Raw genomic sequence first — 20,428 nt, 5'->3', positions numbered from 1 at the left:
CTGGGCGTCGTGACCGAATACGTGATCCGCAGAGCACGACGCGAGGACGTCGGTGCGATCGTGCGCATGCTGGCGGACGACCAGCTGGGCGCTACCCGAGACGACCCTGACGACCTCGACCCCTATCTGCGCGCATTCGACGAAATCGCCAAGGATTCCAATCAGCTGCTGGTCGTCGTCGCGTCCGACGACGAGCCGGTCGGAACACTGCAACTGACGATCATCCCCGGTCTCGCCCGGCGAGGCGCGCTTCGCGGTCAGATCGAGGCCGTACGGGTTCATTCGGATCACCGCGGCTCCGGGCTGGGTGCCGAACTCGTGCAGTGGGCGATTGCCGAGTCGCGGCGGCGCGGGTGCGCACTCGTACAGCTCACGTCCGACACCTCCAGGACGGACGCGCACCGCTTCTACGAACGCCTCGGCTTCACCCCAAGCCACACGGGATTCAAGCTCAAGCTCTGAGCAATACCACCCACACCGCCGACCAATCTTCATTCTGTCCACTCCGGACACAAAGTAGCCCAAGTCGCCTCCTGCACACCGAAGGCGAACGCCCGCACACGAGAACCATTCCGAACTAAATGCACTACGTCAAGCGATGAATGGCACGAACGGACCGTTCGTGCCCTTTCGATGACTTTTCTGGCGAGCCGTCGTACGGTCGGACACATGGCACCTTCGCAACCAGTACGCAAGCTCGTCACTGCAACCGACTCCACGAGCAACGACGACAGACTCCCCACGATGCTGCGCTCGGTCCGATGTGACCCGGAATCGTTGCAGCGCATGAAAGACGACCAAGTCGTCGACCTCATCCGCGATACCGACGCGGAGATCTCCAAGCTGCAAGCTGTTCAGCTGAGAGCGATCGCGAATCTGAGTGTGCGTCGGAGACGTGAGCCCAGCGCGGCTTCGGAAGTAGCACTTGCCCTGTCCATAACCGAACATCGCGCCAGAGCCATCGTTTCGGCTGCCAGCGCACTGATCGTCCGACTTCCCCGCATGTTGAACCTCATGGACGACGGCAGACTCGATCTCTACCGTGCCATGAAGGTCACCGATGCGACGGCCTGGCTGTCCCAAGAGCACATAGGCACTGTCGATGCGACGCTCGAGGACCGAGTCCCGGGCAGGAACGCCACTCAGGTCCGTCGAGCGGCGACCTACGCGGCCGCGCAAGCCGACCCGGAAGGCGCGGCGCTCCGCACCGAGCAGAAACTCATCGAGCGGCGGCTCGCGCTGCACCACCAGGACACCGGGGTGACCCACATTTCGGTCAACAACGCGCCCACCGAGAAGGCGACCGCCGCCTACGCCCGCATCGATCGGGCCGCGCGAGCGCTGAAGACTCCGCAAGAAGCTCGCTCCCTGGACCAGCTCCGCGCCGACGTGGCCATGGATCTGCTGCTCAGCGGCGCGGGTGGCCCGAGCGAGCGCACCGAGGTCTTCCTGCACATCGACCTCGACACCTACCTCGGCCTCAGCGAAACACCGGCGGCTCTGGCCGGTCGCGGGCCAATCGCCGCTGCGGTGGCTCGCAACATCATCGGCGGACCCAACACAGCACTGCGACGGGTTCTCACCGACCCGCGCACCGGCCAGGCACTCGAACTTTCGCCGACGCGCTATCCCCTCCACCAGGACGAGTTCATCCGGGTCCGGGACCAGGAATGCCGGCAGCCGGGGTGCACACGTCCTGCACAGAACTGCGGGATCGAGGCGACACGTCCCGTGGGCGGAGTCGAAGGTACGGCGGAGCAGCCGGTCACCTATTGCTCACGACATCGCCGGCTGAAGAGACAACCCGGCTGGGACTACGAAGTCACCTCGGATGGCACCGTGAACGTCGCGACGCCGGCGGGGCAGGTGCATTCGACGACGCCGCCGTCGATCCAGCCAGAGCAACGGCGGGGTAACCGAAGCCGAAAGAAGACTCGGAAGTGACGGTTGATCAGCGAGTACCGGAAATCTTCGCGCTGCCCAAGACGACGTCCCCGCCTTCGGAATCCGGCCGGTAGAGAACGACGACCTGGCCCGGGGCGACTCCGCGGAGCGGCTCACGCAGGTGCACTGTCATGGTCTCGGAGTCCACGTCGGCGACCGCGTCGACAATGCCTCCGTGAGCCCTGACCTGGACCACGCACTCGGTCGGTTCGGTCAATGGGTTGCCGCTGGGCCAGATCGCCCGATCAGCCTCGATCACCTTGACACCGAGCTCGGCGGCAGGTCCGACCTTGACGGAGCCGGACACCGGTTCGAGTGACAAGACGTACCGCGGACGACCGTCCGGCGCCGGAGCGTCGATCCCCAGGCCCTTGCGCTGGCCGACCGTGAATCCGTGCACGCCGGTGTGTCGGCCGAGCACCGCACCCGTCTCCGCGTCGACGAGCTCGCCGGGACGCTGCCCCAAACGGTCTTCCAGGAACTTCTTGGTATCGCCGTCTGGGATGAAGCAGATGTCGTGGCTGTCGGGCTTGTTGGCAACGGACAGGCCTCGCCGCTCTGCCTCGGCTCGAACATCGGACTTCCAGGAGTCGCCGAGGGGGAACATGGCGTGGCTGAGCTGTTCCGCGGTCAGGGAGGCGAGCACGTAGGACTGGTCCTTGCCGCTGTCCGCGCTGCGGCGCAGCTCGGGCACACCGTCGACGACCGAAAGGCGCGCATAGTGGCCGGTAACGACCGCGTCGAAGCCGAGCGCCATCGCCTTCTCGAGAAGAGCTTCGAACTTGATCTTCTCGTTGCAGGTCACGCACGGGTTAGGGGTGCGGCCGGCGGCGTATTCACCGACGAATGTCTCGACGACCTCCTCGGTGAATCGCTCAGCGAAGTCCCAGATGTAGAAGGGAATGCCAAGAATATCTGCGGCTCGCCGGGCATCGTGCGAGTCTTCGATCGTGCAACACCCACGCGAACCAGTTCGCAACGTTCCCGGTTTGGCCGACAGCGCCAGGTGCACGCCGACGACGTCGTGCCCGGCATCGACCGCACGCGCTGCGGCGACTGCCGAGTCCACTCCTCCGCTCATCGCGGCCAAAACCCGCATTGCCTTACACCTCTTGCTTCTGGGTCTGCTTGCGCATTCCGGCTAGGCCGGCCTGCCGTGCGCGCAGGACGACTCCGCCAATCTCGGCGGCCACTGCCTCGACATCCGCAGCCGTGGATGTGTGTCCTAGGGAGAAACGAAGGGAACCGCGGGCCGCGGCCGGATCCGCCCCCATGGCGAGCAGCACGTGGCTCGGCTGGGCGACGCCGGCGGTGCACGCCGATCCCGTCGAACATTCAATGCCCTTGGCGTCGAGCAGCATCAGCAGGCTGTCGCCGGCACACCCAGGAAACGTGAAGTGAGCGTGGCTGGGCAGCCTCTCGCCGTCCCCACCGTTGAGGACGACGTCGGGAACTTCGCGCTGGATAGCCTCGACGAGCTCATCGCGGAGTCCCTCGACACGCTTGGCGTAGTCAGCCCGTGTGGTGACGCTGCTTCGAACTGCTGCGGCGAAACCCACGATGGCGGGGACGTCCAAGGTGCCGGAACGGACGTTGCGTTCCTGGCCCCCACCGTGCAGCAGAGGCACACAAGTCACGTCACGTCCGAGCAACAGCGCTCCCACTCCGATCGGACCACCGAGCTTGTGCCCGGTCAGCGTCAGGGCCGCTGCGCCGCTGGCGGCGAAGTCCACCGGAACTGCACCGACGGCTTGCACCGCATCCGTGTGGAATGGGATTTCGAACTCGGCACATACTGCGGCCAGGTCGGCGATCGGGTTGATCGTGCCGACCTCGTTGTTGGCCCACATCACGGTCGCCAGCGCCACGTTGTCGGGCTCCTCGGCGATGGCCGCACGGAGGACGTCAGGTGAGACGCGTCCCTGACTGTCGACGTCGAGCAAGACGACGTCGGCGCCACAGTGGGCTTCGAGCCACTCGACGGTGTCGAGCACTGCGTGGTGCTCCGCGGCACCGCACAAGACGCGACGGCGCTGCTCGCGTTCTTCGTGGCGGGCCCAGTAGATGCCCTTGATCGCGAGATTGTCGCTCTCGGTGCCACCGCCGGTGAAGATGACTTCGGAGGGACGAGCGCCCAGCGCGTCAGCGATGGTTTCGCGGGCTTCCTCGACCATTCGCCGAGCCCGGCGGCCCGAAGAATGCAGCGCGGAGGCGTTGCCCACGGTGGACAGCGCCTCGGTCATCGCCGCTATGGCTTCGGGCAACATCGGAGTGGTTGCCGCGTGGTCGAGATAGGTCATCGCTCTACCAGGGTAGTCCGCTCCAGCGCGTGACCAAGCCCACCCTGGCCGTCGAAGTGGGCTGTCACACCTTTGACGGCCACCGTCCAGTCAGCCGGACGCCCAGCAGCGCCAACGCCGCCAATGCGAGGGTGAGCAGGGCCATCGCCGGCGACGGGTTGAGAACCGAGCCGACCACGCCGAGCAGGACGCCGCCCAAGCCGATCAGCAGGGCGGAGCCCACCCAGTCCGCGAGTTGCATCGCTGACGTGTTGAAGCCGCGTTCACCTGCGGGTGAGTAGCGCAGCAGAAGAACCGAAATCGCGGGCATCGCGATCCCCATGCCGGCGCCACCGACCGCGCAGGCCACAAACGCTAGCCAGGCGGGGCACCACGGTTGTGAGACCAGGCCGAAGCAGACGAGCCCCGCCGCGACCAGCCAAAATCCTGTGCGCAGGGAGGCTTCCCTCGACCAGTTGAGGAACCGGCCTTGGGCTGCCGATGCCGCGGACCAGCCCAACGCCGTGATCGTCAGGGGCAGGCCGGCGAGCGCGGGGCTGTAGCCGTGGACAGCGCTCATCGTCAGTGGCAGGTACGCCTCCATTCCGGCGTACGCGCCAGCGATCAGGGCGCGCGAAGCGACGACTGTCGGCAGACCTGGGCGGGAGGTCAGTGTTCCGACCGGCAGGAGGGTGCGCAGGGCGTAGGCCAGGGCCACGAGGCCCAGCGTGCCGTAGCCGAGGGAGAGGAGGGAGTGGTGCTGGGCCGCCCACGTCAGGGCCGCGACGCCGAGGGCGGCGATGACCGCCTGGGGCACGCTCGCGCGGCGGCCGTCGAGGGCGGGTGTGTGCGTGGGCAGTCGTCGGACGACCACCAGGAGCATGACCGCTCCGATGGCCACGAGCGGGACCAGGCCGAGGAAGATCCAGCGCCAGCCGATGCTGACCGTCACCAGGCCGGCGACCGAGGGGCCGATGACCGCCGGCAGGACCCACGCTGCCGCGTTGGCCGCGTAGATGACCGGGCGTTCGTGGTCGGTGAACGTGAGCGCGATCAGGAGGGAGATCGAGACCAGGAGCAGGCCGGAGCCGAAACCCTGCAGGGCTCGGCCGAGGAGGAAGACCGGCATGCCGTTCGCCGCTCCCGCGACGATCAGGCCGGTCGCGAACAGCGCGGGGCCGGCCAGCAACGCCGGTGCCGGGCCACGGCGGTCGCCGATGCGGCCCGACAGGACCGTGGCGACCACGCTGGCAATGAGAAAGGTCATGAACGGCCACGAGTACAGCGCCAGGCCGTCGAGGTCGGCGACCAGGGTCGGCATCGCCGTCGCCACGCCCATGTTCTCGAAAGCGACCAACGTGACCACGAGCAGCAGCGCGATCGTGGTCAGGCGGTGTTCCGCGCTCCACAGCACACTTCGGCGGCGGGGTGCGGAGTCGATCGTCGAGGCCATGATCAGCAGCGTGCAACCTCCAGCCCGCTGGAGGTCAAGCCGCCTCAGGCCGTGCGGTGGGTCACCGGGTCCAGGGGCAGGTCGCGGGCCAGGGCGGCGGCCTCGCCGCGGGAGGTCACGCTCAGCTTCTCGAGGATGTTGCGGACGTGGAACTTGACCGTGTGCTCGCTGAGCTGCAGCTGTTCGGCGATCTGCCGGTTGCGCAAGCCCTGGGAGATGCCGGACAGGACCTCGAGCTCGCGCGGGTTGAGGCGGTCCAGCGGGCGCAGCTCCGGCGGTTCGGCCACGCCGAGCGGGAGGACCGCCGTGATCGTCGTGCCCCAGCCGGGTACCGCGTCGACCTCCCAGTGGCCGCCCAGGGCGGTGAGGCGGTCGGTCAGGCCGCGGGCCGGGATCGCGTCGGCGACCTCCGGGCAGTCGTCACGGACAGTTATACGAAGCGTTGTTCCGTCCAGGCGCCAGGACGCTCGGAGGCGGGTGGTCGCCGGGCGGTCCAAGGCGGCGAGCACCAGGCCGCGGGTCAGGGTGCGGGCTGTGTGGGCGATGTCCTGCGGGAGGGACGCGTCGCCGATCGGGTCGGCCAGGTCGACGTCGACCTCTGTGTGGCGCACCAGGTCGGCCAGCTGCGTCTTCAACACCGCGAAGGCCGCGTCGGCCGGTTCGACGGACAGGACCTGGTCGCGGTCGACCACGCCCTTGAGCTCGAGCAGCGCGTCGGCCGCGAGGTCGACCGCGGTGCGGCGGGCGGCCGTGTCGGAGAGGCGTCCGGAACGGAGCACTGCCAGGAGCGTGGCCAACGTCGCCGCGTGGGTCTGGCCGAGGTCGGTGATCGCCTGGGCGCGGGCGGAGGCCGCGGCGAGGCTGCTGGCCAGGACGTCCGGGCCCGGGTCGGTCGCGCGCTGGGCGGCGTCCGTGCTGACGATGTGCCACAGCTGCGCGGCCAGTTCCAGATCGACAGCGTGCAGCTCGCCGGCCTCCGGCACCACGGCGAGCACGGCGCCCTTGCCGATCGCCGGGGTCGAGGCGAGCAGGACGATGCGACGTTCGGTTCCACCGAGGTGGCCGTCGATGACCAGAGCCTTGCCGGGCTCGCTGCGGTCGACCAGGCGTTGCAGCTCGACGCTCGTCACGGTCGCCGTGATCGTCTCGTCGCCGACGACCTTGAGCGGGCTGCGGGGGCAGTCGCCCGTCTGCATCGCGGCAGCTCGGTGCGGGATCAGCCGCCCCAGTTCCGTGGAGAACCGGCTGAGGAACTGGGGCCGAGGGACCGACAGCACCCGGTCGACGACGTCGAGCACGTGCTGCGGGTCCGACCAGGATGCGTCCATGGCGTCCAAGGTAGGCGCGTCCGCCGTCGGGCGGCCTGCTCGTCCGGCTAGTGAACACTGCTCGTCCGGGTGGTTCGGCGGGGCTGCTGGGGCGAGTTGACTGGAAGAAGAAATCTCACCAAACCGAGGAGTGCCGAAGAACCATGCGAGCGATCACCTTCTCCGCTTACGGCGGGCCGGACGTCCTGCGGCTGTCCGAGGTGCCGGTGCCGGAGCCCGGCCCGGGGCAGGTGCGGCTGGCCGTGCGGGCCGCCGGTGTCAACCCGATCGACTGGAAGATCCGCAACGGCTTCATGCAGCAGAACTTCCGGGTCGCCTTCCCGCACACGCCCGGTCTCGAGGTCGCCGGGGTCGTCGACGCCGTCGGTGAAGGGGCGGAATTCGCCGTCGGCGACGAGGTGTTCGGCTGGTCCGAGACCGGCGCTTACGCCGAGTACGCGTTGGCGAAGACGCTCGCGCCGAAGCCGGCGAGCCTTTCGTGGGCGGACGCCGCCGCGTTGCCGGTCGCCGGGGAGACCGCGCTTCGCGTGCTCGGGCTGCTGGGCGTCCGTGAGGGCGAGACGCTGCTGCTCCACGGCGCGAGCGGCACCGTCGGGCGGTTCGCCGCTCAGGTCGCCGTCGCGCAGGGGGTGACCGTCATCGGGACCGGCGGGAGCCGCAGCCTCGACGACCTGAAGTCGCTGGGCGTCGTTCCCGTGCTCTACGGCGACGGCTGGGAGGTGCGCGTCCGCGAGGCCGCGCCCGGGCCGGTCGACGCCGTGTTCGACGCCGCCGGGCACGGGGTGCTGCCCGGGTCCGTCGAGCTGCGGGGCACGAAGGACCGGGTCGTCACCATCGCCGACGCGGCCGCCTTCGAGCTGGGGATCACGTTCTCCAGCGGGGGCGAGCAGAGCCGCGAGGTGCTGACCGGGATCGCCGGCTGGGTGACCGGCCACGGCGTCGGTCTCGCGCACGGCAAGAGCTACCCGCTCGCCGACGCGGCCGCCGCGCAGGTCGAGAGCGAGGGCGGGCACCCCGGCGGGAAGCTCACGATCGCCGTCGGCTGAACCCCGGCCAATCCGGGCCTGTCGCCGGATCGCGGCGACAGGGCCCGGATCACTTCGCGGGAGGCGAAGCCAGGGGCGCCGGCTGACGACGTGCGGTCCGGCGGCGCTGCTGCGCGGGGATCTGGACCGTGCCCAGCGCGGAATAGACCGCCGCCTCGGCGAGGGCCGCCAGCTCGCGGCGGTTTTCCGCGCGGCCGGGGGCGATCTCCGGGCAGATGTGGACCTCCAGGACCAGGCCGCGCAGGGCGGCCACGCGCCGCAGGGACGCGATCAGCGATTCCGGGCCGATGAACGCCGGACGGCTGGTCTCGCGGCCGTCGGCGAGGCGGTACCGCAGCGCGATCGGGCGCACCGGGACGCCGCCGTCGATGGCCGCCTGGAACGTCGCCGTCGTGAACCGGCCCGACGCCAGGCCGCACCAGGTCGTGCCCTCCGGGGTGACGCTCACCAGCGAGCCCGTGCGGAGCGCGTCGGCGAGCGACGCCATCGTGGCGGGCAGCGTCGTCAGCCGCTCGCGGTCGAGGAAGATGCTGCCGCCGCGGCGGACCAGGCCGCCCAGCACCGGCCAGCCCGCGATCTCCTTCTTGGCCAGCGCGCGCATCGGGCGCAGGGCGTTGATCGCGACGATGTCCAGCCACGAGATGTGGTTGTTGACGACCAGTGCGCCGCGGCCGGCGGGCGCGGTCAGGAAGTCCTCGCCGCCGCGGACGTCCAGGCGGACGCCGAACGCCCGGAGGACGCCGCGGAAGATCAGCCGGATCCGGCGTTCGCGGCCCCACGGCACCAGCAGCAGCGGCGCCGACAGCAGCGCCGCGAGCACGGCGGTGATCGCCGCGGCGAAGCGCAGGACCCGGCGCGGGAGGCCGACGACCGCGTCGCCGTCGGTCAGGCAGCCGTCGCCGCAGGGCGACGTCGGCATCCAGGCGTGGCTCATCCCTGGGTCCCGAGGAAGAACTTCAGGTAGCGCTCGTCGACGTTGTGCAGGTCCAGCACGACGAAGAAGTCCGCGACGCCGAAGTCGGCGTCGAGCGCGGGCGGCCCGTGGACCTTGGCGCCGAGGCGGACGTAGCCCTTGATCAGCGGCGGCAGCGTGGCGCGCGCCGGGCGTTCGATCCCCGAGGAGTCCCACGGGATCAGCGGCGAGACGCGGGTGGCCTCGTCCGAGTAGTGCTTGGTGCGCAGGAGGTCCCACACGCCGGCGGCGAAGGAACCGCCGTCGACCAGCGGGACGGACGCGCAGCCGGCGAGGTACCGGTGGCCGGACAGCAGCATGTAGCGGGCGATCCCGGCCCAGACCAGGCTGACGACGGCGCCGCTGCGGTGGTCGGGGTGCACGCACGAGCGGCCGGTTTCGACCAGGTGCGGCCGGATCGCGTCGAGCGCGCCCAGGTCGAACTCGCTGTCGGCGTAGAGCTTCCCGGCCCGCGCGGCGCGGTCGGGCGGCAGCATCCGGTAGCAGCCGACGATCTCGCCGGTGTTGTCGTCGCGGACGACTAGGTGGTCGCAGAACTCGTCGAACTCGTCGACGTCGAGACCGGGCCGGAGCGAGTGCAGCCGCGCCCCCATTTCCTCGGCGAAAACGCGGTGCCGGAGGCGTTGCGCGGCGACCACTTCGTCGTTCGCGTGGGCGACGAGGAGGGAGTACCGGGGAGCGTCCGCGGGAAGCTCGACACCCGCCTGATCAGTGCTGACGAGGAGCTGTGACGTCGTCATGGTCAAGGTGTACCCGCGCGTAGGAAGCCTCGGAGAGTGCCATCCGATGACCGATTGGTGCACGTTCAGTTAATGGCGGGTTCTCAGGCTTCTCTCAGGTCCCGAAAACGCGAAAAGGGCCTCCCGGGACGTCCCGGGAGGCCCTTTCGAGTACTGGATCAGCCCTTGCGCTTCTCGACCGCTTCGGTCAGCTGCGGCGCGACGTTGAACAGGTCGCCGACGATGCCGAAGTCGGCGATCTCGAAGATCGGCGCCTCCGGGTCCTTGTTGACGGCGATGATCGTCTTCGACGTCTGCATGCCGGCGCGGTGCTGGATCGCGCCGGAGATGCCGAGCGCGATGTACAGCTGCGGCGACACGGTCTTGCCGGTCTGGCCCACCTGGAACTGCGCCGGGTAGTAGCCGGAGTCGACCGCGGCACGCGACGCGCCGACGGCCGCGCCGAGCGAGTCAGCCAGCTTCTCGACGACGTCGAACTTCTCCGCCGAGCCGACACCACGGCCACCGGAGACCACGATCGAGGCTTCGGTCAGCTCCGGACGGTCACCGCCGGTCACCGGCTCGACGCCGGTGATCTTGGTGGCTTTCGCCGCGTCGACCGCGGGGATCTCGACGGTCTCTTCGGCCGCCGCGCCCTCGGCCGGCTCGGCCTCGACCGCGCCCGGGCGGATGGACACGACGGGCGCGCCCTTCGCGGACTTGGACTTCACCGAGAACGCGCCACCGAAGATGGACTGATCGATGACGCCGTCGCCGTTGACGCCCACGGCGTCGTAGATCAGGCCGGAGCCCAGGCGCACGGCCAGGCGGGCGGCGACCTCCTTGCCCTCACCGCTGGCGGTGACGAGCACGGCAGCCGGGGACGCCTGCTGCGCGAGCGCGGCGAGCACGTCCACCTTCGGCGTGACCAGGTAGTTCGCGGCGTCGTCGCCTTCCGCGACGTACACCTTGGCGGCGCCGTGCGAAGCCAGCGCCTCCTTCGCCTTGGCGGCGGTCCCGGTCGGGCCGACGACGACGGCCGACGGCTCACCGAGCGCGCGGGCGGCGGTCAGCAGCTCGAGTGTGACCTTCTTGACCTCACCGTCGACGTGGTCGACGAGGACGAGTACTTCAGCCATGTTCTTGTTCCTCCTCGAAGAGCCGTTGTCAGATGAGCTTCTGGCCGACCAGGTACTCGGCGACCTTGGTGCCGCCGTCGCCCTCGTCTTCGACTTTCTCGCCGGCGGTGCGCGGCGGCTTCGGCGCGGATTCGGTCACGGTGGACCACGCGTTGCCGAGGCCGACCTCGCCCGCGTCGACGCCCAGGTCGGCGATGGTGAACGTCTCGACCGGCTTCTTCTTCGCGGCCATGATGCCCTTGAAGGAGGGGTAGCGCGGCTCGTTGATCTTCTCGCCGACGCTCACGATCGCGGGCAGGCTCGCCTCGAGGTGCGTGAGGCCGTCCTCGGTCTCGCGGGTCGCCTTGATCGTCGAACCGTCGACGGTCAGCTCGCGCACGTAGGTGACCTGCGGCAGGCCGAGCAGCTCGGCGAGGATCGCCGGGACGGCGCCGCCGCGGCCGTCGGAGGACTCGTTGCCGGCGATGACCAGGTCGAAGCCCTCGACCTTGCCGATCGCGGCGGCGAGCACCTTGGCGGTCGCGATCGCGTCGGAGCCGTGCAGCGCCTCGTCCGAGACGTGGATGGCCTTGTCGGCGCCCATGGACAGCGCCTTGCGGATGGCGTCGGTCGCGCGGTCCGGGCCCACCGAGATCACGGTGACCTCGCCCTCGCCGGCTTCCTTGATCTTCAACGCCTCTTCGACGGCCTTCTCGTTGATCTCGTCGAGCACGGCGTCGGCGGATTCGCGGTCAAGGGTGTGGTCGGACCCGTTGAGCTTCCGCTCCGAGTAGGTGTCCGGTACCTGCTTGACCAGGACGACGATGTTGGTCATGGGTCTGCTTCGACCTCCCGGTTCGTGGCCCGCGGTCGACCACGGGACAGTGCTCTACTGGCCGGTAGATTAGGGCCGATCGGCGCCCAGCACCCGCCGAGGTGACGCCTTTCACCTGGATGCGCAATCTAGTGGGACCATCGTCCCAGTAGTCGACCGGTTACCCCGCTTGAACAGCCGTTCGTCCGATCGGACCAACCACGGCCTACTCGCAGTGGATGTCAGGCATTAACCTCCCGCACCATGCCCGCGCGCATCGCCGTCATCACCGACTCGAGCTCCTGCCTGCCCGACATCGTCGCCGCCCGCTGGGCGATCGGGGTCGTCCAGATCCAGCTGAACCTGGGTGGTCACTTCGACGACGAGAACCGCTTCGACCGCGGCAAGGTCATCGACGCGCTGAGAGCCGGGGAAGTCCTGACCACTTCGCCCCCGGATCCGGGGGCGTTCTTCTGGACCTACCAGGAGGCGGCCGCCGCCGGCGCGACCGCCATCGTCAGCATCCACATCTCCGGCCGCATGTCCGACACCGTCCGCGCGGCCCGGGACGCCGCCCAGCAGGTCCGCATCCCGGTGCACGTCCTCGACAGCCGCACCACCGGGATGAGCCTGGGCTTCGCCGTGGTGTCGGCGGCCCGGGCGGCCGCGGCGGGCGCGGACGCCGCCCGCGTCATCGAAGCCGCCGAACGGCGGTGCCTGACCAGCACCGAGTTCATCTACGTCGACACGCTGGAGTACCTCCGCCGGGGCGGGCGGATCGGCGCCGCGCAGGCGATGCTCGGCACCGCGTTCTCGATCAAGCCGCTGCTCACGGTCAAGGACGGCGAGGTCGCGCCGCTGGCCAGGGTCCCCGGCACGCGGCGGGCGCTGGCCAAGATGGTCGACCTCGCGGTGAAGAAGTCCGGCGGGTTCCGCGCCGACATCGCCGTCACCCGGTTCGGCGCCAGCGACCACGAGCTCGAAATCGGCAGGCAGATCGAACGCCGGGTGCCCGCGATGGCCGAGAGCATGGTCGTCGAGGCGAGCACCGTCATCGGCGCGCACCTCGGCCCGGGCGCGCTCGGCATCACGGTGTCGCCGGTGGGCTGACGCGCCGCCCCGGGACCAGCAGGACCACGAGCGGGACCACGACGCCGAGCCCGGTCGTCGCGATGATCAGCACCTGGTCGAGCCGCACGAAGTGCGCCACGTGGCCGAGGTGGTAGAGGAAGTGCGGCAGGCCGAACAGCAGCGCCGCCACACCGGCCAGCCGCGCCACTGCTGTGGTGGCGATCACGGCGGCGCCGATCAGCAGCGCGGCGAGGGCCAGGTTGAGGCCGCCGAAGTCACGCAGGAGGTGCTCGTTGAAGGCGCCGTCCATGGCCACCCAGCCGGTGCGGAAACCGGGAAAGTCCTGGTAGAAGCCGGTGGGCGAGAGCAGTGGCCAGATTCCGACCACGGCCTCGACCAGGCCGAAGACGACGAGCAGTACGCGGGTGATGGTCCGTTGCATGACCACGGAACGAGCCCGGCTGCCCGGACGTGACACCCGCTATGGTCGCGCAGGTGACCACCCCAGCCACCCGGGCCGAGGCGCTGCACCTGACCGGTGAACGGACCGTCCCCGGCATCGCCGAGGAGAACTACTGGTTCCGCCGCCACGAAGCCGCGTACGCCGCCCTGCTCCCCCACTGCGCGGACGCGACGGTGCTCGAAGCCGGCTGCGGCGAGGGGTACGGCGCGAGCCTCCTCGCGACCACCGCCCGCCGGGTGCTGGCGCTCGACTACGACGTGCCGACCACCGAGCACGTCGCCCGCCGCTACCCCGAGCTCGCCGTCGCGCGGGCGAACCTGGCGTTCCTGCCGGTGCGGGACGGCGCGGTCGACGTCGTGGCCAACTTCCAGGTCATCGAGCACCTGTGGGACCAGGCGGGCTTCCTCGCCGAGTGCCGGCGGGTGTTGCCGGAAAACGGCAAACTGCTGGTCACGACGCCGAACCGGCTGACGTTCACGCCGGACAGCGACACGCCGCTGAACCCGTTCCACACCCGTGAGCTGGCGCCGTCGGAGCTGGCCGGGCTGCTCGACGACGCCGGCTTCGAGGTCGAGACGCTGCACGGGCTGCACCACGGCGAGGCCGTGCGCGCGCTCGACGAGCGGTACGGCGGTTCGCTCATCGACGCCCAGCTCGACGTGGTCATGGGCGAGCTGCCCGGCCAGGCCGTCTGGCCGGCGGCGCTGCTCGCCGACGTCGCCGCGATCGACGCCTCCGGGTTCGACATCCACGGCGACGACCTGGACGCGAGCCTCGACCTGATCGCCGTGGCGGTGCGCCGATGAGCGAAGGGACGTTCTGCCTCGTCGTGCACAGCCACCTGCCGTGGCTGCCGCACCACGGGACCTGGCCGGTCGGCGAGGAATGGCTGTACCAGGCGTGGGCGCACTCGTACCTGCCGATGGTCGACCTGCTCGAACGCTTCGCCGCCGAGGGGCGCCAGGACGTGCTGACGCTGGGCGTGACGCCGGTGCTGGCCGCGCAGCTCGACGACCCGTACAGCATCCGCGCGTTCCACGACTGGCTCGGCCACTGGCAGCTGCGCGCCCAGCACGCGTCGACGTTGTGGCGCGGCGACCCGCTGCTGCGCGAGCTCGCGGCGGCCGAGCACCGGACCGCCGTCCGCGCCGCCGAGGAGCTGGGCACCCGCTGGCGGCACGGCTTTTCCCCGGTGCTCCGGTCCCTGGTCGAAAATTCGACGATCGAGCTGCTCGGCGGTCCGCTGGCGCACCCGTTCCAGCCGCTGCTGGACCCGCGGGTGCGCGAATTCGCGCTGAACGCCGGGCTCGCCGACGCGGCGCTGCGGCTCGGGTCGCGGCCCGAGGGGATCTGGGCGCCGGAGTGCGGCTACGCGCCTGGCATGGAAAACGACTACGCCGCCGCCGGCGTGCGGCGGTTCATGGTCGACGGCCCGTCGCTGCGTGGCGAGACCTGGTCCGCGCGGCCGGTCGGCGCGAGCGACGTGGTCGCTTTCGGACGAGACCTCGAAGTCACCTACCGCGTCTGGTCGCCGAAGGCCGGCTACCCCGGGCACGCCGCGTACCGCGACTTCCACACCTGGCAGCACGAGGTCGGGCTGAAGGCGGCGCGGGTCACCGGCAAGACGGTCGAGCCGCAGGACAAGGCGCCCTACGACCCCGCGCTCGCCGCGGACGTGCTGCAGCAGCACGTCAAGGACTTCGTCGAGACGGTCGTGACGCGGCTGCGTTCGCTGAAGGCGCAACACGGGCGTGAGGCGCTCGTGGTCGCCGCGTACGACACGGAGCTGTTCGGGCACTGGTGGCACGAAGGACCGGCGTGGCTGGAAGGCGTGCTGCGCGCGCTGCCCGAGGCCGGCGTCCGCGTGACGACGCTGAAGGGCGCGATCGAAGCCGGCCACGTCGGCGAGCCGATCGACCTGCCGGCGTCGTCGTGGGGATCGGGCAAGGACTGGCGCGTCTGGGACGGCGAGCAGGTCAAGGACATGGTCGAAGCCAACTCGGCACTGCAGCGGCGGCTGCTCGACCTCGTTGCCGATTTGGCGACAACGGCCCGGGACACCGTCGCCGACCAGGCCGTCGCCGAGGCGATGCTGGCGCTGGAAAGCGACTGGGCGTTCATGGTCACCAAGGACTCCGCCGCGGACTACGCGCGCCGACGCGCGGCCGTCCACACCGAACGGTTCGATGCGCTGGCCGGGCTGCTGCGCCGCGGCGACCGCGCGCGGGCCGAAGAACTCGCCGCCGCTTACCGCGCAGACGACGGACCGTTCGGGCACCTCGACGCCCGGGCGCTGAAGCACGACTGAAAGGGACCCATGGGAATCCACGAAATTCCGGTCAAGACCCTCGACGGGCAGGACAGCTCGCTGGGCTCCCTCGCCGGCAAGGCGCTGCTCGTGGTCAACGTCGCGTCGAAATGCGGCCTGACCCCGCAGTACGCCGGCCTCGAGCGGCTTCAGGAACGCTTCGGCGGCCAGGGCTTCTCCGTGGTCGGTTTTCCGTGCAACCAGTTCGCCGGGCAGGAACCGGGCAGCGCCGAGGAGATCCAGACGTTCTGCTCGACGACCTACGGCGTCACGTTCCCGCTGTTCGAGAAGATCGACGTCAACGGCGAGCGCCAGCACCCGCTCTACGCGGAGCTGACCAAGACCGCCGACGCCGAAGGTGCCGCGGGCGACGTCCAGTGGAACTTCGAGAAGTTCCTGATCGGCGCGGACGGCGAGGTTCTGGCGCGGTTCCGGCCGCGCACCGAGCCCGAGGACGAGACGGTCGTCAAGGCCATCGAAGCGGCACTCCCGGCCTGACGGCGGTGGTGGGGGACGCCGATCCCCCACCACCGCCGGTTCACAGGCCGAGCTGGGCGCGCCCGACGGCGTTGAGGTCGTCGAGCGTGGCCCGGCCGGCCCAGTTCACTTCGTAGTCCTCGGGGGCGAAATCGCCCGGGCTGGCGCCGGTCAGGAAAGCGCGGCCGCACTTCTCCGCGTACGCGGCGTTCTTCGCGCAATGCGGGCTCGCCGGGATGTACATGACGTTTCCCCACCGGTCCGGGTTGGTGCCGTCGGCGACCGCGTGGACGACGTCGCCGTGCCACCACACCGTGTCGCCGGGCTCGACGTCGGGGATCGAAGTCAGCGCCGGCAGCAGGTCCTCGTGGTACTTGTCGTTGACCGGTAGCGCCTGGCCGTTCGCCGCGCCGCAGAGGTCGTCGTCGGGGATGTCGTCCTGGAGCGCGCGGAGCAGGACGTACGCGATCGCCGACGGGATCGGCACGACGTGCAGCACACCGTCGCCTTGGCGCATTTCCGACAACGCGGTCCAGCCCTGGAACGTGCGGAAGGCCGAGCACATCACCGTCGACGGGTATTCGTCGACTTCGGTGCGGTGGGCGCCGTCCCACGGGTCGTAGGCAGGCCAGTCGCCGTCGAAGACGTGCCGGAAGACCTGCTGGTAGGCGGGCAGCAGCCAGCGTTCGACCGAGCCGGAGTCGGTGTGGGCGGACAGGCCGAGCGACGCCGAGCCGGGCGGGCGGCGGCGGATGCGGTCGGGGTAGGCGGTGTCGCGATCCGGGTCGAACCAGACGCGGCCCTGGGACTCGTGCCGCCAGAAGGAGTTGAGGAACCGCCGGACCGCGACCATGTGCTCGTGCTGGCGCGCCTGGATCTGCGGCTTCGACCAGTAGACGGGGTAGATCTGCGGCTGGCCGGAGGCGAGCCCGGCGAAGACGTCGTCGGCCGGGCCTTCGTAGGTGCCGTCGAAGTCGTTGTCCGCGAGGTAGGCGGCGAGTTCGGCGTCCCAGGTTTCGGCCGTTTCGCGCGCGAAGGTGCCTTTGACGACGGCGCAGCCGCGGCGCCGGATCGCGCCGAGCGTGCGGTCCGGCACGGTTCCGCCGGCGATGTCGCGAAACCGGACCACGGGGAAGGCGTCCGGATCGGCGGCGACGGCGTCGACCTCCCGGCGCGTCCAGTCCCGGATCCCGTCGAACGCGCCGGCGACGTCGCCGATCCGGGCGCGCAGCTCCCGCTTGGTGCGTGTGACGGCCTCGGCCAGGTTCGCGGGCAGTTCGGTGGTGGTCATCGGCGTCCTCCGTTTTGGTTAGGACTCCTTACTAGAATGTCCCCGCTACGGTAACCCCAGTTCCTTCCCCGCCACAAGAGGTGCGATGTCCGACCCCGACCGGCCGCTCCCGCGCCTGGCGATGCTGCGGGCCATGACCGACCGCGCGGTGCTCGACCAGGTCTTCGCCCACGGCCGGACCACGCGTGCCGAGCTCGCCGCGGCCACCGGGATCTCGAAACCGACGATCTCGGAGTCCGTCCGACGGCTCGAAACGGCGGGCGCGCTGCGGGCCACCGGCACCGACCAGACCGGCCGCCGCGGCCGGATCGCCACGTTCTACGAGCTGGCCGCCGACGCCGGGCACGTCGTCGCCGCGGAGGTGAACCAGCAGGGCGTCCGCACGGTGACGACCGATCTGACCGGGGCCGTCCTGGCCACCGAGCGGCACGCGCCGGACGGCCGGCCGATCACCGAGGCCGTCCGGGTCGCCGTCGCCGCCGCGGGCGCCGCGGGGACAGGGCCGGTGCGAGCGACCGCGGTCTCGGTGGCCAACCCCGTGGACCCGGTCACGCACGAGGTCGTCGCGCTGCCGGGGTCACCGTTTCCCGAGGGGCGGCTCCGGGCCGAGGAAGTCGGCTCCGGCGTGCTGCTCGACAACGACGTCAACTTTTCGGCGCTCGCCGAACGGCGTGAGGGCGCCGCCCGGGAGGCGAAGAGCTTCGCCTACGTCTACGTCGGCGCGGGGCTCGGCGTGAGCCTCTACGTCGGCGACCAGCTCGTCCGCGGCGCGCACGGGCTGGCCGGCGAGATCGGGTACCTGGACAGCTCGGGCTCGACGCTGGCCGCCGCGCTCGCCGACCAGGGGTTCGGCCGGCCGGATGCGCCGTCACTGGACGTTGGCGCAATTCTGACCACGCTCGACCGGGCCGCCGAAGACGCCGTCGCCGCGGAACGGCTGCGGCTGCTCGGCGCGACGCTGGGGCGGGCCGTGGCCGCGATCTGCACCATCGTCGACCCGGATCTGGTGCTGCTGGGCGGCCCGGCCGGGAGCCGAGGGGAACTCGTGGCCGAAATCCGGCGAACGGTCCGCGAACTGACGCCCGGCCCGGTCCGGGTGGAAGCCGGTGAAGTGACGGACTCGGCGGCGCTGCGCGGGGCGCTGCTGTCGGCGCTCGACCACGGGCGCGACGGCCTGCTCAGGGCGGTTGCCGAAAGCTGACCAGCAGGCGCGACGAGCCGCTCCCGGACCGTTGCCGAAAGTCGACCACGGCGCTGACCAGCGTCAACGCGGTCAGGCCGAGCCCGCCTCGATCACTGCCTTCGCACATTTCGCGACCACTGCCGGGTCGGCTTTGACCACCCGGCGGTCGTACGTCAGCAGGCCGTTGACCTCGTTTTCGACATCGGTCGTCTGGGTGTAGACGGCACCGGACAACCCGCGCTCCGCCACCACGCGCTCGAGCGCCGCGCTCACTTCCGCATAGCGCTCGGTGAGGCGTTCCCGGGTGGGCGTCATCTCGTACGCGTTCGGCGGGCCCGGCCAGCGGTGGTCGTCGAGGACCAGGCCGAGGCCGCCGTACTCGCCGTCGACGATCGCGCGGGCGTCGTGGACCGCGGGGTCGCCCGGGCCGACGTACGTGTGGTCGTCGTAGACGTCGCCGGCGCCGGTGTCCGGGCGGGAGAAGCAGCAGTTGACGCCGCTGTTCGCGATCACCAGGCGCGTCGGGTCCAGGGCTTTGACCAATTCCGCGACACGGGCCGTGTCGAACTCGCCCCAGCCTTCGTTGAACGGCACCCAGCCGACGATCGACGGGACCGGCCGCAGCTGTTCGATCATCGCGATCAACTCACGCTCGAACCGCTCCCGGGCCCGCGGCACCGGGTCCGGCGCGATGCCGGGCGGGCCGTCGAACGACACCGTCAGCGAGGGCATGTCCTGCCAGACGACCAAGCCCAGCGTGTCGGCCCAGAAGTACCAGCGGGCCGGCTCCACCTTGACGTGCTTGCGGACGAAGTTGAAGCCCAGTTCCTTGGTCTTCTCAAGGTCGAACCGCAGGGCTTCGTCGGTGGGCGCGGTCGAGATGCCGTCCGGCCAGTAGCCCTGGTCGAGCGGCCCGTGCAAAAAAGTGACACGGCCGTTGAGGGCGATCCGCGGCCGCCCCCGCTCGTCGGGGACCAGGCCGATCGTCCGCAGGCCCGTGTAGCCGCCGACCTCGTCGAGGAGCGCGCCGTGGCGGTCCCGGAGCTCGACGCGCAGGGCGTAGAGGTGCGGGTCGTCGGGCGTCCAGAGGCGCGGCGAGGGGACGTCCACGCGGACCGACGCCCCGGCCGCGCCCGACGCGCGGGCCACCTCCTCGCCGTTTGCCGAAAGAACGACAACTACTTCGGCACCGCCAGTGACCTGCGGGAACACCGTCACGCCGGTCAGGTCCGGGGTCAGGTCCAGCCGGTCGACGCGGTGGTCGGGCACCGGCTCCAGCCAGACCGTTTGCCAGATTCCGGACGACGCCGTGTAGCAGATGCCGCCGGGGGCGTTGCGCTGCTTGCCGACCGGAAACGTCTCGATGTCGGTGCGGTCCTCGGCCCGCACGGTCAGCTCCTGCGGCCCCGACGCGCGCAGGACGTCGGTGATGTCCGCGCTGAACGCCGTGTAGCCGCCTTCGTGGGTCGCGACGAGCTGGTTGTTGACCCACACCTTCGCCGTCTGGTCGACCGCGCCGAAGTGCAGGAGGACCCGTGAGCCGGCCCAGTCCGGCGGGACGTCGAAGAGCCGCCGGTACCAGAGGACCTCGTCGCGTCGTCCGATTCCGGACAACGCCGACTCCGGCGGGAACGGCACCAGGATCCGCTCGGCGTAGCCGGACGGCCGTGGTTCGTTTTTCGACGACGGCCGGCCCGCGTACTCCCAGACGCCGTTCAAGCTCAGCCAGCGGGGCCGGGTCAGCTGGGGCCGCGGGTACTCGGGCAGCGCGTTGCCCGGAGCGACGTCGCCGCTCCACGGGGTCGGCAGGGGCGGGTCGAGCCGGCGCCAGCCGGTGTCCTCGGGGGAAGTCATCCCGGCCGATGGTGGCAGAGTTCCCCGCGCTCGCCAGTGATCGAGATCACATGTGAACACTTCGCCAGCACGGGCGCGTCGGGTCGTTCTGACTCGCGAGTAACCTC

19 protein-coding genes are annotated in these 20,428 nt (G+C 70.5%); 8 read left to right on the top strand and 11 right to left on the bottom strand.

What is annotated here, in order from left to right; translation table 11 throughout:
- Positions 1-9 precede the first annotated feature (9 nt).
- Both EIY87_RS04260 and EIY87_RS04255 read left to right on the top strand, forming a co-directional pair.
- Positions 10-462 (top strand): GNAT family N-acetyltransferase, encoded by a 453-nt coding sequence (locus EIY87_RS04260; RefSeq protein ID WP_125306331.1) that lies wholly within the window; start codon positions 10-12, stop codon positions 460-462.
- 282 nt (positions 463-744) lie between these two features.
- Complete coding sequence (locus EIY87_RS04255) at positions 745-1,944, top strand: DUF222 domain-containing protein (RefSeq protein WP_225439693.1); 1,200 nt, start codon at positions 745-747, stop codon at positions 1,942-1,944.
- A gap of 7 nt (positions 1,945-1,951) precedes the next feature.
- Here the strand turns inward: EIY87_RS04255 and mnmA are convergent, their stop codons facing one another.
- From mnmA to EIY87_RS04235, 4 genes are all read right to left on the bottom strand, one after another.
- On the bottom strand, positions 1,952-3,043 hold the full coding sequence (mnmA, locus tag EIY87_RS04250; protein ID WP_125306329.1) for a tRNA 2-thiouridine(34) synthase MnmA: 1,092 nt from the start codon (positions 3,041-3,043) through the stop codon (positions 1,952-1,954).
- Between the two features lie 4 nt (positions 3,044-3,047).
- The gene (locus tag EIY87_RS04245; protein ID WP_125306328.1) at positions 3,048-4,244 is read right to left on the bottom strand and encodes a cysteine desulfurase family protein; all 1,197 of its coding nucleotides are present in this window, start codon (positions 4,242-4,244) and stop codon (positions 3,048-3,050) included.
- A gap of 64 nt (positions 4,245-4,308) precedes the next feature.
- On the bottom strand, positions 4,309-5,676 hold the full coding sequence (locus EIY87_RS04240) for an MFS transporter (RefSeq protein ID WP_125306327.1): 1,368 nt from the start codon (positions 5,674-5,676) through the stop codon (positions 4,309-4,311).
- A gap of 44 nt (positions 5,677-5,720) precedes the next feature.
- Positions 5,721-7,004: a helix-turn-helix transcriptional regulator gene (locus EIY87_RS04235; protein WP_125306326.1), complete on the bottom strand. Its 1,284-nt coding sequence runs from the start codon at positions 7,002-7,004 to the stop codon at positions 5,721-5,723.
- 143 nt (positions 7,005-7,147) lie between these two features.
- On the opposite strand from EIY87_RS04235, the gene EIY87_RS04230 reads away from it, so the two are divergent.
- On the top strand, positions 7,148-8,050 hold the full coding sequence (locus EIY87_RS04230) for an NADP-dependent oxidoreductase (RefSeq protein WP_125306325.1): 903 nt from the start codon (positions 7,148-7,150) through the stop codon (positions 8,048-8,050).
- A gap of 49 nt (positions 8,051-8,099) precedes the next feature.
- Here EIY87_RS04230 and EIY87_RS04225 read toward each other — a convergent pair whose 3' ends face one another.
- The 4 genes from EIY87_RS04225 to EIY87_RS04210 form a co-directional block, all read right to left on the bottom strand.
- Positions 8,100-8,984: a lysophospholipid acyltransferase family protein gene (locus tag EIY87_RS04225; protein ID WP_125306324.1), complete on the bottom strand. Its 885-nt coding sequence runs from the start codon at positions 8,982-8,984 to the stop codon at positions 8,100-8,102.
- Positions 8,981-9,763 (bottom strand): GNAT family N-acetyltransferase, encoded by a 783-nt coding sequence (locus tag EIY87_RS04220; protein ID WP_125306323.1) that lies wholly within the window; start codon positions 9,761-9,763, stop codon positions 8,981-8,983. The genes EIY87_RS04225 and EIY87_RS04220 overlap by 4 nt, the downstream gene beginning before the upstream one ends.
- Before the next feature lie 158 nt (positions 9,764-9,921).
- On the bottom strand, positions 9,922-10,881 hold the full coding sequence (locus EIY87_RS04215) for an electron transfer flavoprotein subunit alpha/FixB family protein (protein WP_125306322.1): 960 nt from the start codon (positions 10,879-10,881) through the stop codon (positions 9,922-9,924).
- A gap of 28 nt (positions 10,882-10,909) precedes the next feature.
- Positions 10,910-11,695: an electron transfer flavoprotein subunit beta/FixA family protein gene (locus EIY87_RS04210; RefSeq protein ID WP_125306321.1), complete on the bottom strand. Its 786-nt coding sequence runs from the start codon at positions 11,693-11,695 to the stop codon at positions 10,910-10,912.
- 243 nt (positions 11,696-11,938) lie between these two features.
- On the opposite strand from EIY87_RS04210, the gene EIY87_RS04205 reads away from it, so the two are divergent.
- Positions 11,939-12,784, top strand: coding sequence for a DegV family protein (locus tag EIY87_RS04205; RefSeq protein WP_125306320.1), 846 nt, complete (start codon positions 11,939-11,941; stop codon positions 12,782-12,784).
- Here EIY87_RS04205 and EIY87_RS04200 read toward each other — a convergent pair.
- Positions 12,762-13,187 (bottom strand): hypothetical protein, encoded by a 426-nt coding sequence (locus tag EIY87_RS04200; RefSeq protein WP_191983945.1) that lies wholly within the window; start codon positions 13,185-13,187, stop codon positions 12,762-12,764. The two genes, EIY87_RS04205 and EIY87_RS04200, sit on opposite strands and share 23 nt — an antisense overlap.
- Positions 13,188-13,240: 53 nt before the next feature.
- On the opposite strand from EIY87_RS04200, the gene EIY87_RS04195 reads away from it, so the two are divergent.
- From EIY87_RS04195 to EIY87_RS04185, 3 genes are read left to right on the top strand one after another with little or no spacing between them, the layout of a single operon-like run.
- Positions 13,241-14,014, top strand: a complete 774-nt coding sequence (locus EIY87_RS04195; RefSeq protein WP_125306318.1) for a class I SAM-dependent methyltransferase — start codon at positions 13,241-13,243, stop codon at positions 14,012-14,014.
- Positions 14,011-15,516, top strand: coding sequence for a 1,4-alpha-glucan branching protein domain-containing protein (locus EIY87_RS04190; protein ID WP_125306317.1), 1,506 nt, complete (start codon positions 14,011-14,013; stop codon positions 15,514-15,516). Before EIY87_RS04195 ends, EIY87_RS04190 begins: the two co-directional genes overlap by 4 nt.
- 9 nt (positions 15,517-15,525) lie before the next feature.
- A complete protein-coding gene (locus EIY87_RS04185) occupies positions 15,526-16,014 on the top strand; it encodes a glutathione peroxidase (protein WP_125306316.1) in 489 nt (162 codons plus the stop codon).
- A gap of 40 nt (positions 16,015-16,054) precedes the next feature.
- On the opposite strand, the gene EIY87_RS04180 is transcribed toward EIY87_RS04185, so the two are convergent.
- The gene (locus tag EIY87_RS04180) at positions 16,055-17,284 is read right to left on the bottom strand and encodes a YbiU family protein (RefSeq protein WP_125306315.1); all 1,230 of its coding nucleotides are present in this window, start codon (positions 17,282-17,284) and stop codon (positions 16,055-16,057) included.
- An 85-nt stretch (positions 17,285-17,369) separates the two neighbouring features.
- Here EIY87_RS04180 and EIY87_RS04175 point away from each other — a divergent pair, with 85 nt between their 5' ends.
- On the top strand, positions 17,370-18,485 hold the full coding sequence (locus EIY87_RS04175) for an ROK family transcriptional regulator (protein WP_125306314.1): 1,116 nt from the start codon (positions 17,370-17,372) through the stop codon (positions 18,483-18,485).
- A 72-nt stretch (positions 18,486-18,557) separates the two neighbouring features.
- Here EIY87_RS04175 and EIY87_RS04170 read toward each other — a convergent pair whose 3' ends face one another.
- Complete coding sequence (locus EIY87_RS04170; protein WP_125306313.1) at positions 18,558-20,321, bottom strand: glycoside hydrolase family 2 protein; 1,764 nt, start codon at positions 20,319-20,321, stop codon at positions 18,558-18,560.
- Positions 20,322-20,428 lie beyond the last annotated feature (107 nt).

Origin of the sequence: Amycolatopsis eburnea (genome assembly GCF_003937945.1) — a bacterium.
GTDB classification, from domain to species: domain Bacteria; phylum Actinomycetota; class Actinomycetes; order Mycobacteriales; family Pseudonocardiaceae; genus Amycolatopsis; species Amycolatopsis eburnea.
Note: the sequence above shows the minus strand (reverse complement) of the source record. Positions and strands in the feature narration are given on the sequence as shown.

What these genes read in the sequence shown, in the direction of transcription:
- EIY87_RS04255 (WP_225439693.1), top strand. Translation starts at nt 745, where the DNA reads ATGCTGCGCTCGGTCCGATGTGACCCGGAATCGTTGCAGCGCATGAAA.
- mnmA (WP_125306329.1), bottom strand. Translation starts at nt 3,043, where the DNA reads ATGCGGGTTTTGGCCGCGATGAGCGGAGGAGTGGACTCGGCAGTCGCC.
- EIY87_RS04245 (WP_125306328.1), bottom strand. Translation starts at nt 4,244, where the DNA reads ATGACCTATCTCGACCACGCGGCAACCACTCCGATGTTGCCCGAAGCC.
- EIY87_RS04240 (WP_125306327.1), bottom strand. Translation starts at nt 5,676, where the DNA reads ATGGCCTCGACGATCGACTCCGCACCCCGCCGCCGAAGTGTGCTGTGG.
- EIY87_RS04235 (WP_125306326.1), bottom strand. Translation starts at nt 7,004, where the DNA reads ATGGACGCATCCTGGTCGGACCCGCAGCACGTGCTCGACGTCGTCGAC.
- EIY87_RS04230 (WP_125306325.1), top strand. Translation starts at nt 7,148, where the DNA reads ATGCGAGCGATCACCTTCTCCGCTTACGGCGGGCCGGACGTCCTGCGG.
- EIY87_RS04225 (WP_125306324.1), bottom strand. Translation starts at nt 8,984, where the DNA reads ATGAGCCACGCCTGGATGCCGACGTCGCCCTGCGGCGACGGCTGCCTG.
- EIY87_RS04220 (WP_125306323.1), bottom strand. Translation starts at nt 9,763, where the DNA reads ATGACGACGTCACAGCTCCTCGTCAGCACTGATCAGGCGGGTGTCGAG.
- EIY87_RS04215 (WP_125306322.1), bottom strand. Translation starts at nt 10,881, where the DNA reads ATGGCTGAAGTACTCGTCCTCGTCGACCACGTCGACGGTGAGGTCAAG.
- EIY87_RS04210 (WP_125306321.1), bottom strand. Translation starts at nt 11,695, where the DNA reads ATGACCAACATCGTCGTCCTGGTCAAGCAGGTACCGGACACCTACTCG.
- EIY87_RS04205 (WP_125306320.1), top strand. Translation starts at nt 11,939, where the DNA reads ATGCCCGCGCGCATCGCCGTCATCACCGACTCGAGCTCCTGCCTGCCC.
- EIY87_RS04200 (WP_191983945.1), bottom strand. Translation starts at nt 13,187, where the DNA reads ATGCAACGGACCATCACCCGCGTACTGCTCGTCGTCTTCGGCCTGGTC.
- EIY87_RS04190 (WP_125306317.1), top strand. Translation starts at nt 14,011, where the DNA reads ATGAGCGAAGGGACGTTCTGCCTCGTCGTGCACAGCCACCTGCCGTGG.
- EIY87_RS04185 (WP_125306316.1), top strand. Translation starts at nt 15,526, where the DNA reads ATGGGAATCCACGAAATTCCGGTCAAGACCCTCGACGGGCAGGACAGC.
- EIY87_RS04180 (WP_125306315.1), bottom strand. Translation starts at nt 17,284, where the DNA reads ATGACCACCACCGAACTGCCCGCGAACCTGGCCGAGGCCGTCACACGC.
- EIY87_RS04175 (WP_125306314.1), top strand. Translation starts at nt 17,370, where the DNA reads ATGTCCGACCCCGACCGGCCGCTCCCGCGCCTGGCGATGCTGCGGGCC.
- EIY87_RS04170 (WP_125306313.1), bottom strand. Translation starts at nt 20,321, where the DNA reads ATGACTTCCCCCGAGGACACCGGCTGGCGCCGGCTCGACCCGCCCCTG.